Source organism: Sutterella wadsworthensis (assembly GCF_003315195.1).
GTDB lineage: Bacteria > Pseudomonadota > Gammaproteobacteria > Burkholderiales > Burkholderiaceae_F > Sutterella > Sutterella wadsworthensis.
The window spans coordinates 38,673-50,303 of the sequence record NZ_QNRV01000013.1 but is presented as its reverse complement, the minus strand read 5'-3'; the positions used below and the strand labels follow the sequence as shown (position 1 = coordinate 50,303).

The following is an 11,631-nucleotide window of genomic DNA, read 5'->3' as shown; positions in this document are numbered from 1 at the left end:
AAAGGAGTATGTCGAAAGTTGAAATCTGTGCAGAATATTGAACCATTCGCGTCTTTTAGGCTTTTGGGACGCGTCGGATCAACCTGTTAAAATAACCCGTTTCGGATCGATCCGCATCCTCTTCAGTCGGCGTCGGCACGCTTTTTCTGTGCCTGTTGATTTTCAGAAGCGGGAAATATCTGCGGTCGATGAACACTCACCAAGGTGCCGTTAATGGACGAAGAAAAGAAGACTCAGGGCGAAGAGATCCCGGGGAAGGCAGAGGCTGAAGGACCGGCGGCAGAAGACCGTCGGACGACAGACACCCCGGATGTGCAGACTGATGCCCCCCAGACGGCCCAGACGAATGCTGCGCCCGAAGACGAGAGTGAAGATGACGAAGGCGGCGAGGGCCGCCACGGCGCGTCGGGCGATTCGATCGCCAACGAACTTCTCCCGGTTTCGCTCGAAACCGAGATGCGCCAGTCCTACCTTGACTACGCGATGAGTGTCATCGTGGGACGTGCGCTTCCTGACGTTCGTGACGGGTTGAAGCCCGTTCATCGCCGCGTGCTCTACGCGATGAAGGAAATCGGCAACGTCTGGAGTTCGCCCACGAAGAAGGCTGCCCGTGTGGTGGGTGAAGTGCTCGGTAAATTCCATCCGCACGGCGACAGTGCGGCGTATCAGACGATCGTGCGCATGGCGCAGGACTTCTCGATGCGTTATCCGCTCATCTACGGTCAGGGCAACTTCGGGTCGATCGACGGCGACAGCGCTGCGGCCATGCGCTACACGGAAGTGAAGCTTATGAAGATCGCCGAGGAGATGCTCGCTGATCTGCATGAAGACACGGTTGACTTTGTTCCCAACTTCGACAACTCCGAAGTGGAGCCGGTTGTTCTGCCGACGCGTCTGCCGGAATTGTTGGTGAACGGCTCTTCGGGCATCGCAGTGGGTATGGCGACGAATATTCCGCCGCACAATCTGCGCGAAACCATTGACGCCTGCGTTCATGCACTGGAGCATCCGGACTGCTCGGTCGATGATCTCATTGCGCTGATTTCCGCGCCTGATTTCCCCACCGGCGGCATCGTCTATGGACTGTCGGGCGTCTACGAGGGCTACCGTACGGGCCGCGGACGCGTCATCATGCGTGCACGCACGCACCTCGAAGAATTCGGTCGCGACCATTCGCGCACGCGTATTGTCGTTGACGAAATTCCCTACATGGTCAATAAGCGCGTGCTCTACGAACGCATGCACGAACTCTGGCGCGACAAAAAACTCGACGGCATTTCCGAAATGCGCGACGAGTCGACCCGCCAGATCCGCATTGCGATCGATCTCAAGCAGGGCGCGATGCCCGAAGTGGTGCTCAATAACCTCTTCAAGAACACGCAGATGCAGGAAAGCTTCGGCATGAACATGGTCGCCTTGGTGGACGGCCAGCCGATGCTCCTCAATTTGAAGCAGATGGTCGTGTACTTCCTCGAGCACCGCCGCGAAGTGGTGACGCGCCGCACGATCTTCCGACTGAAGAAGAGTCGCGGCGCCGGCCACATTCTTGCCGGTCAGGCGATCGCTTTGGCCAACATTGACGAATTCATCCGTCTGATCCGCGCAGCGAAGACGGTTGAAGAGGCTCAGCAGTCCCTGATGGGGCGCGGCTGGCCGCTCGGCTTTGCAGCAGAAATCACTCGGCGTGCTGCCGAATACGGCAAGGACGCAGACCCCGAAGGGCTCGATCCGCGCCGCGGTCTGCAGCCCGATGGCCTCTACTATCTGACGAAGGTTCAGGTTGACAATATTCTGGCGATGAATCTGCGCCGTTTGACGGGGCTCGAGCGCGAGAAGATTCTCGCGGACTACGCTGCCACGATGGAGCGGATCTTCGACTTGATTGACATTCTGCATAAGCCCGAACGCGTCACAGCCATCATCAAGGAAGAGCTCCTTGCCTGCCGTGAAGCCTATGGCGATGAGCGTCGCTCAACAATCGACCTGTCGGAAGATACTAACTTTAATAAGCGCGACCTTATTCCGCGCCGCGACATGGTTGTGTCGCTCACCCGCGACGGCTTTGTGAAGAGTCAGGAACTCGCTGATTACAACGCACAGTCGCGCGGCGGCAAGGGCCGCAATCTGCAGGCGACGACGCGCGACGACGTCATTGAGGCCTTCTTCCTGGCCAACACGCATGACATCATCTTGTGCTTCTCTACGGCCGGTCAGGTCTACGCCATCGACGTGTTTGATCTGCCCGAAGGCAAGGCCAATTCGCGCGGGCGCCCGATTGTCAATCTGCTGCCGCTCGAAGAAAACGAAAAGATCAGCTTTATTCTGCCGATTCAGGAGTTTTCCGAAGACCGTTACATGTTCCTTGCCACGGATCGAGGCACGGTGCGCCGTACGCCTTTGTCGGCATTCAGCTCCGCCCGCCGCGGCATCCGAGCGACGAACTTGGGCGACGAGAAACTCATCGGCGTCACGATTACTTCGGGCGACGACGACGTCTTCCTCTTGGCCGACAACGGCCGCTGCGTGCACTTTAAAGAGTCGACCATCCGCGTCATGGGCCGCACAGCTCACGGCGTGAGAGGCATGCGCGTCAAGGCCGATGAGTCCGTGGTGGCGCTCGCCTCGACGAACGATATAACGCAGGCCTTCCTCATTGCGACCGAGCACGGTTTTGGCAAACGCACGGCGCTTGCCGCCTATCCGCTGCGCAACCGCGGCGGCAAGGGCGTTATCGCTATTCGTGTGATTGAAAAGAACGGCGCGCCGGTGAGCGGCGTTATCGTGAAGCCTGAGGACGACATCATGCTGCTTTCCACGGGCGGCAAAGTCGTGCGTACGCGGGCGGGCGAAGTGCCTGAACGCGGCCGCAATACGGTGGGCAACATCCTCATCCGCATGCCCGACGACACACTCGCGGCCGTTCGCCGCGTCGACCGTACGGGCGAAGAGGACGAAAGCGAAATTGAACACCTCAACGTTGAGGTTGATCCTGATGATGCGGGCGACCTGCCTGATACGGATGATCTCGACGATATCGATGACGATGAAGTCGACGAGGGCGATGATGCTGAGGAAGCCGACAGTTCTGAAGAAGTGATCCCGCCCAAGGATCCGAAACAGAACTGACGCGGCTGAGGCAGAATAGACCCGGTCCGCAAATGCAGCCTGTGCATTGCGGACCGGGTTTTTCGCATCCATTAAGCGGATCTTTTTGAGAATCATTGCAATGACGCGCCCCTACAACTTTGCCCCCGGTCCGGCCATGCTCCCCGAGAGCGTTCTAAAGCAGATCCAGTCGGAGATGCTTGATTTTCATGGCTGCGGTTGGTCGATTCTGGAAGCGAGCCATCGAGGGCCTCAGGTGACGGGCGTAATGACGGAGCTCAAAAGCCGCCTGCGTCAGCTCCTTTCGATCCCTGATACTTACGATGTGCTCTTTTGTCCTGGCGGCGGACGCATGCAGTTCGCCATGGTGCCGATGAATCTGCTCGGAGCCGGGACACTCTCGACCTACATCATTACGGGTGCCTGGAGTAAGGCGGCGGCCAAGGAAGCGCTGCGCTTTGGCCGCGTGCAGTCGGCCTTTTCGGGTTCGGGCAATCGCATCCCGGCGGATGAAGAGCTCGAAGTCATTCCTGAAACGAGCTACTGCGCATACTGTGACAACGAGACTATTCACGGCATCGAATTTGAGCGAGTGCCGGTGCTGAAGGATGCTGAAGCCGTGCCGCTCGTGGCCGACATGACGAGCAACTTCCTGACGCGCCCGGTGGATGTCAATAAATTCGGGCTTTTTTATGCCTCAGCACAAAAGAACCTTGGCATCGCCGGGCTTGCAGTTATCGTGCTCCGGCGAGATCTTCTGGGACTCGCCGGCACTGAAGTGCCGACGCTACTTAACTACAGCGTCTACAGCCGAACTGACAGTGTGCCCAATACACCGCCCGTTTTTCAGCTTTATGTCGCCAATCTGATGGCGCAGTGGATAGAAGCGCACGGCGGGGTTGCGGTGATGGATGAGTACGCTCGCGCAAGAGCAAAGATTGTCTATGACGCGATTGATGCCATGCCGGAAATGTACGTTTCGCATGTTGAGCGCGAGTCGAGAAGCCGCGTCAACGCCGTCTTCCGCTTGAAGGATGAAGCGCTTACAGCCTTATTTGTTAAGGAAGCAGCCGAAGCCGGACTCGCTAATTTGGCAGGCCACCGTGCTGTCGGCGGCATCCGCGCCTCCATGTACAACGCCATGCCGATTGAAGGCGTGCAAAAGTTGGCTGACTTTATGAAGACTTTTGCGCATCGCCACGGACGAACCCAGTCGGCAGTCAATTGAATAAATAGAAGGATGAAGCTATGACAGTCCCCGTCATTGCGATTGACGGCCCCGCCGCAAGCGGCAAGGGCACTATTGCTCAGCGCGCCGCCGATGCACTCGGCTGGCACTACCTTGACAGCGGTGCACTCTATCGTCTTGCCGCACTGGCTGCTTTGCGCGCGAAGGTTTCTTTTGACGATCCCGCAGCTCTCACGACGGCGGCTCAATCGCTTGCGCCTCAATTTAAGAATGGCCGCATTTGGCTCGACGGCGAGGATGTGTCGGAAGCCATCCGCGCCGAAACCGTAGGGGTTGCTGCTTCGAAGTGCGCTGCTGTGCCGGGGGTGCGGCAGGCGCTTTTCGACCTGCAGCGCCGTGCGGCGGCGGCTCCCGGACTTGTTGCCGACGGGCGCGACATGGGCACGGTGGTTTTTCCGGAAGCCAAACTCAAGATCTTTATGACGGCTTCTGCCCGCGTGCGCGCTGAGCGGCGCGTGAAGCAGCTTGAAGCTCGCGGTGAAAAAGCCGATCTGGCCGCTCTTACCCGGGATCTGGAAGAGCGCGATCGGCGTGACCGCGAACGCGCGGTGGCGCCGCTTAAACCGGCCGCAGATGCCCGGTTGCTGGACACTTCCGAAATGGGAATCGACGAAGTCGTTAAAAAAGTGCTTGGTTGGTGGGCCGAGCTCAATTAAGTTGCTGTAGCATATCGGTTTCTTCGTCGGCGCCATTTAAAAACGGTGTCGACGATTTCTCGTTAACTCCGCCCTTGGGTCTTCGGATTTTCACCGACAAGACCGCCCTTGGGCGTGCTTTTTATCCATTCCACAATGTCCAACGAAACCAACAAGCCCGAATCCTTCGCTGAGCTCTTTGAGCAGAGCCTTGCCAGCCAGGAAATGCGTCAGGGTGAAGTCATCACCGCTGAAGTCGTCCGCGTCGACTACAACTTCGTCGTCGTGAACGCCGGTCTGAAGAGCGAAGCCTACGTGCCCATCGAAGAGTTCAAGGATGACAAGGGTGAAGTCACCGTCCAGCCGGGCGACTTCGTCTCTGTTGCCATCGAGTCCGTTGAAAACGGCTACGGCGACACGATCCTTTCCCGCGACAAGGCCAAGCGCCTCGCCGCCTGGATGAACCTCGAACAGGCTCTCGAATCGGGCGAGCTCGTCACCGGTACGGTCACGGGCAAGGTCAAGGGCGGTCTCACCGTCATGACCAACGGCATTCGCGCCTTCCTCCCGGGTTCGCTCGTCGACACCCGTCCGGTCAAGGACACGACGCCGTACGAAGGCAAGACCTTCGAATTCAAGGTCATTAAGCTTGATCGTAAGCGCAACAACGTTGTCGTCTCCCGCCGCGCCGTCGTCGAAGCCAACATGGGCGAAGAACGCGCCAAGCTCCTCGAGACGCTCCAGGAAGGCGCCATCGTCAAGGGCATCGTCAAGAACATCACCGACTACGGTGCGTTCGTTGATCTGGGTGGCATTGACGGCCTGCTCCACATCACCGACCTCGCCTGGCGCCGCGTCCGCCACCCGAGCGAAGTCGTTCAGGTTGGTCAGGAAATCACCGCCAAGGTTCTCAAGTTCGACAAGGAAAAGTGCCGCGTTTCCCTCGGCCTCAAGCAGCTCGGCGAAGATCCGTGGATCGGCATCGCCCGCCGCTACCCGAAGGGCACCCGCCTCTTCGGCAAGGTCACGAACATCACCGATTACGGTGCCTTCGTTGAAGTCGAAGCCGGTATCGAAGGTCTCGTGCACGTTTCCGAAATGGATTGGACGAACAAGAACGTCGATCCGCGCAAGGTTGTGCAGCTCGGTGAAGAAGTCGAAGTCATGGTTCTTGACATCGACGAAGATCGCCGCCGCATCAGCCTCGGCATGAAGCAGTGCAAGGCCAATCCTTGGGAAGAATTCGCCCAGTCGCACAAGAAGGGTGACAAGGTCTCCGGCCAGATCAAGTCGATCACCGACTTCGGTGTGTTCATTGGTCTGCCTGGCGGCATTGACGGCCTCGTTCACCTCTCCGACCTCTCCTGGAACGAATCTGGTGAAGACGCCGTTCGCAACTTCAAGAAGGGCGACGAAGTCGAAGCCGTTGTGCTCGCGATCGATACCGAACGTGAACGCATCAGCCTCGGCATCAAGCAGCTTGCCGGCGATCCGTTCGGCACGTTCGCTTCCACGCACGAAAAGGGCTCCGTCATCAAGGGCACCGTCAAGACCGTTGACGCCAAGGGCGCCGTGATCGACCTCGGCAACGACGTCGAAGGCTACCTCCGCGCTTCCGAAATCGCCGCTGACCGCGTTGAAGACGCCACGACCGTTCTGAAGGAAGGTCAGGAAGTCGAAGCCGCCGTTATCAGCCTCGATCGCAAGAACCGCAGCATCCAGCTCTCCATCAAGGCGAAGGATGCCGCTGAGGCCCGCGACGCTCTCGATCGCCTCAACGCCTCTGACGTTGGTTCTGCCACTGGCACGACGAACCTCGGCGCCCTGCTCAAGGCCAAGCTCGAACAGAAGTAATTCGCTTCAGAGGAGGCAACCATGGGTAATTCCATGACCAAATCCGAACTGCTTGCTGAACTCTATGGACGTCTTCCGACGTTTCGCGAGCGCGACTGCATGGACGCGGCGGGTGTGATCATCGATACGATGAGCCAGACCCTCGTTGAAGGCGGACGCATTGAGATCCGCGGTTTCGGCTCCTTCGGTTTGAAATATCGACCGGAGCGTGTCGGCCGCAATCCTCAGGACGGTTCGGCTGTTGCTGTGCGCGCCCGCTACACCGTCTTCTTCAAGGCCGGTAAGGACTTGAGGCAGCGTGTGGACGCGAGCCGCGACTCGAAGCTTTAATAGCTTCCGCTTGATCTGAAAGATTCTCCGTACGGGGAGTCAAGGCAGATAGAAAGCCGCTTTCTCTTTCGAGAGGAGGCGGCTTTTGCTATGGGCAGCGTTCTCAAGATGATGAGATGAGTGAAAGACCGCGGGTAGAACAGGGCTTCCCATCAGTCGGAACTCGCGGTGTGTTCAATCTGGGGTATGCGTATACCGACAACACAGGCTGAGTGAATTGAATAGGAGAGGCGATCAGCTTGAGAAAATGAAGGACGTATCCGCAGGATGATGCAGGAAAAAACAGGTGCATCAATATCATTCTGAGTTTACGGGATGTGAAAGATTTGTTGCGCAAATGAAACAAGATGAAGCTACCGGAGAGCTTTGATAAATAAGAAGAATTCTCAATGGAGCTTAAAAGGATTGTTTGCAAGCTTCAGAAACTTTGTAGGATTATCCGGACTTCAGAGGACTGCGCACGGATTCCATTTGTGCTGACAGCCCGAAGGCGGAAGCTCATGCTGGAGCTTCTTAATCAATTCACTTGATTGACCAAAGTTTGCGGATTTTGTTCAGTCAGGTTGCTTTTTGAATGGATTTCAAAATGAAAAAGACTCTTGCTGCGCTCGCCGTTCTCGGCGCTTTTGCCGGCTCTGCAATGGCTGCTGACGTGATGCTTTACGGCGCCGTCGATACCGGCTTCGAATACAAACATACGAAGACGACGGGTGATAAGGCGGTCGACACGTTCGACATGCAGACTGGTTGGGATACGCCCAGCCGCTGGGGCCTGAAGGGTTCTGAAGACCTCGGCAACGGCTATAAGGTTAGCTTCAAGCTCGAAAGCGGTTTTAGCAGTGACGATGGCACGATGAACCAGAGTGATCGTCTTTTTGGTCGTGAAGCTGGTCTGACGCTCTCTGGTCCGTTTGGTTCTGTTGCTTTCGGTCGTTTCGGCGGCATTTCCTCGTCTGCCGGTACCTATGACATGCTCGGCTACGTCGAATCCTTCGACGGCGGTGACGGTGACGTTTGGGGCTTTGCCTCCTCTTCTCGTTATGACAACATGGTTGTCTACCAGACCCCGCGTTTTGCCGGTCTGCAGCTGACCGCTCAGTATTCTTTCAAGACTGACACCAAAGCTAAAACTTACAGTGGCGATGAAGGTACCTCTGACGCTCAGCGTTACGCTTCTGTCGGTTTGTCCGGTGAATATGGTCCCGCCTCGTTTGCTGTCGGCTATGAACTGACGAAATACGGTTCTTCTGCTGCTCCATCTACTACCCCTGCCGCCCGTGAGCTGGACAAGGACGGCCAGTTGGTCTTCTTGGGCGGCAACTATGATTTCGAAGTTGTTCAGATTTTCGCCGAAGCGCAGTACTTCAAGCATCAGACTGCTCTCAATACCAATGAGTGGGGTGAGGCTACAGCTTTCGACAAAGATGCATTGGGCCTGAAGGGCTACGGTCTGCACCTGGGTGCGGCTGCTCCGCTCGTTGGTGGTACGCTGACGGCGGGTCTCTATTACGTAGATTACTCTGAAGAATTCGACGCTGAGGCTGATCAAGACTTCAAGTTCTACGGTGCGTCTGCCCGTTATAACTACCCGCTCTCCGAACGTACCGGTGTTTATGTTGGTGCGGGTTATGGTCAGACCAAGGCTGATGACTCTGGCGACAAGGCTCAGCTCACCCAGGTCTACTGCGGTCTCGTCCACACGTTCTAATTCATCAAGCCTTGCGTGATACTTGATCTCTGCTCGAGAGGAGATCAGGAACTCACAACAAGTTGATGGGGACATTGAGTCCCAAGAACAAAACGGCGCGAAGTTCAATATCGAACTCCGCGCCGTTTGTTTATCAGAGGCAAAAGTTCTTGTACGGCGGATGAAGCAGTTCTATTAAGAAAAATTCAAACAAAACAAGCAATCCGGCGTAAAATCCCTCCCTCAGTCTTTTTTTCCCGTCCCGCGTTCAATCATGGAATTTGACCTTTGGTATCTGGTATTCGTACCCGTCCTCTTTTTTGCCGGTTGGTGGTGCAGGGGGTTCGATCAGAAGCAGCGGGGCGAATCCGAGAAGGTGCCGGAGATCACCACGAAAGGGCTTGCCCTTCTTCTGGACGGTGAATCCGATAAGGCGATCGACGCTTTCATTGAAGTTGTGCGCGTGGATCCGGAACTCACGGAACTTGAACGCGTTCTCGGGAACCTGCTTCGCAGCCGGGGGGAATTTGAACGAGCGGTTCGTCTGCATCGGCATCTCTACAATCGTGCGGACCTCTCGGATGAAGAACGTGCCTTAGCATTGAAGGAGCTCGCTCAGGACTTCCTGGCGGCCGGCTTCTTTGACCGCGCAGAAGCGGCTTACCGCAAACTTTCTTCGGTGCCGAGCGAACATCTTTATGCGCTTCGCCAGTTGCTCTCCATCTATGTCATTGAGCATGAATGGGCGGCGGCAACGGAAACGGCTCGACTGCTCGAAACACAGGCCGGCGAAACGCATTCGCTTGAAATTGCACATTTCTACTGCGAACGCATTGATCAGGCGCTTCGTGCCAAGCGTTCGGAAGATGCTCGTCTTTTGGTCGAGCAGCTTATGAAGTACGCGGACGCTACGCCGCGTGCCCAGATGACGATTGCCAAGGTGGCAGAGGCCGCAGGCGCCACGACTGAAGCTGTTCGCTGGTGGCGCCGGGTCATTGAGAAGAATCCGGATTATGCGCCTTTGGTAATCGGCAAGCTCGCCGATGCGATGAATGAACAGGGTGACCGCGCGGGTGCATTAAAGCTCTTGCTCGACACCACGGAACGGCTCAGTACGGCAGATGTCATGGAAGCAACGCTTTCGCGTATTGCCGCTTGGCAGGGCATCGGAGCGGCTGAGACTCTCGCGCAGAGTCTTCTTGAAAAGCATCCGACGCTCTCGGCCTACAACGCGCTTTTGCAGATTCGTCTTAAAGGCAATCCCGATGATCCCATGACAAAGCTCGTGGCGGGATTGATGGAAAAGAATGGCCGCAAGTGGAGCCGCTTCCAGTGCCGCAAGTGCGGGTTCTTAGCGTCGAGCTTCTCGTGGCACTGCTTAGGGTGCGGTGCATGGGAAAGCTTCTCACCCAAGCGCGTTGCTGATCGTTGAAATCACCGCCTGTTTGTTACAAATAGGTGCTGATGAAGCAATCAGCCTCTCGAGTCTCAACCGTAAAATAAACTTCAAATTCCCCTAAGACTGGGCGGATTGTCTGAAGCGGATACCCCACCCTCTCAGAGAACTTCAGACATTCGCGGGGCATCGCGCTGTTGCGGCCATGAGAATAAAGACGAAGCGGCAGCTGCAATTTTTAATGCGTCCGAATGGACGCCTAGAAGGAAGAAGATAGCCATGTTTAAGCGCATCGGCCTCCTCATTTTGGCCAATCTCGCCATCTTCATCATGCTTTCCGTGATCCTCACGGTGGTGCAGATGGTGTTCGGCATCAATTTCGGCACCATGGCCGGTTCGAACCTCAACCTTGGAACCCTTTTCATCTTCGCGATGGTGGTGGGCTTCTCGGGTTCGATCATCTCGCTCCTCGCCTCCAAGATGATGGCGAAGATGACGATGGGCCTCACGATGATTGACGTGAATAATCCCCGCAACCGCGTGGAGCAGTACGTCGTTGAAACCGTGCGCAAGCTTGCCAATGAAGCGGGTCTTCCGATGCCGGAAGTCGCCATCTATGAAGGCGAACCCAACGCTTTCGCTACGGGCCCCTCGCGCTCCAATTCTCTCGTCGCAGTGTCGACGGGACTCTTGAGCTCGATGAATGCTCAGGAAGTTGAAGCCGTTCTTGCTCATGAAATGAGCCATGTGAAGAATGGCGATATGGTGACGATGACGCTTCTGCAGGGCGTGATGAACACTTTTGTATTCTTCATCTCCCGCATCATCGGTTGGGTGGTTGACCGCCAGATTCTGCGTAATGAAGATGAAGGTCCGGGCGTCGGCTACTATGTGACGTCGCTTGTTCTCGATATCTGCCTGGGCTTCCTCGCCTCGATGGTCGTTGCTTACTTCAGCCGCTGGCGTGAATACCATGCTGACGCTGGCGCAGCAGATCTCATGCACGACACCACGCCGATGATCAATGCGCTGCAGCGCTTGGGCGGCATGGAACCCAATGAACTTCCTGGCGCCGTAAAGGGCTTCGGTATTTCGGGCGGTATTGGCAGCCTCTTTGCTTCACACCCTTCGATTGAAGACCGTGTTCAGGCGCTCCGCGACCACCGCTATACGGCTAACTGATCTTTATGCGCTCTGCTCCCCAAGGCGGAGCGCAGAGAGCCGTAGATAAACAAAACCTCCTGAAGGATTTTCCGACAGGAGGTTTTGCTTTATTGGGTGACACAGGTTAAGCGGTTAGTTCCCTGTTGGTCTACCGCTCCTACCATGAGGGGCCGTACGCCTCAGAAAGTGTTTTGAAGTATTGGAGTTATGG

8 protein-coding genes are annotated in these 11,631 nt (G+C 56.5%); all 8 read left to right on the top strand.

Going from position 1 to position 11,631, the window contains the following annotated elements; all coding sequences use genetic code 11:
• Positions 1-213: 213 nt before the first annotated feature.
• The 8 genes from gyrA (at position 214) to htpX (ending at position 11,438) form a co-directional block, all read left to right on the top strand.
• A complete protein-coding gene (gyrA, locus tag DES29_RS06820) occupies positions 214-3,126 on the top strand; it encodes a DNA gyrase subunit A (RefSeq protein WP_021995013.1) in 2,913 nt (970 codons plus the stop codon).
• Between the two features lie 100 nt (positions 3,127-3,226).
• The gene (gene serC / locus DES29_RS06815) at positions 3,227-4,333 is read left to right on the top strand and encodes a 3-phosphoserine/phosphohydroxythreonine transaminase (RefSeq protein WP_021995012.1); all 1,107 of its coding nucleotides are present in this window, start codon (positions 3,227-3,229) and stop codon (positions 4,331-4,333) included.
• Between the two features lie 20 nt (positions 4,334-4,353).
• The gene (gene cmk, locus DES29_RS06810) at positions 4,354-5,010 is read left to right on the top strand and encodes a (d)CMP kinase (protein WP_021995011.1); all 657 of its coding nucleotides are present in this window, start codon (positions 4,354-4,356) and stop codon (positions 5,008-5,010) included.
• A 135-nt stretch (positions 5,011-5,145) separates the two neighbouring features.
• Entirely contained in the window at positions 5,146-6,843 is a 1,698-nt protein-coding gene (gene rpsA / locus DES29_RS06805; protein ID WP_016475084.1) for a 30S ribosomal protein S1, read from the top strand.
• 21 nt (positions 6,844-6,864) lie between these two features.
• Positions 6,865-7,173 carry an HU family DNA-binding protein gene (locus DES29_RS06800; RefSeq protein ID WP_005432201.1) on the top strand — a complete coding sequence of 103 codons (309 nt, stop codon included), beginning with the start codon at positions 6,865-6,867 and terminating at the stop codon, positions 7,171-7,173.
• Between the two features lie 586 nt (positions 7,174-7,759).
• On the top strand, positions 7,760-8,881 hold the full coding sequence (locus DES29_RS06795) for a porin (RefSeq protein ID WP_113854649.1): 1,122 nt from the start codon (positions 7,760-7,762) through the stop codon (positions 8,879-8,881).
• 253 nt (positions 8,882-9,134) lie between these two features.
• Positions 9,135-10,292: a tetratricopeptide repeat protein gene (locus tag DES29_RS06790; RefSeq protein ID WP_016475082.1), complete on the top strand. Its 1,158-nt coding sequence runs from the start codon at positions 9,135-9,137 to the stop codon at positions 10,290-10,292.
• Between the two features lie 243 nt (positions 10,293-10,535).
• Positions 10,536-11,438, top strand: coding sequence for a protease HtpX (htpX, locus tag DES29_RS06785; protein WP_021995009.1), 903 nt, complete (start codon positions 10,536-10,538; stop codon positions 11,436-11,438).
• Positions 11,439-11,631 lie beyond the last annotated feature (193 nt).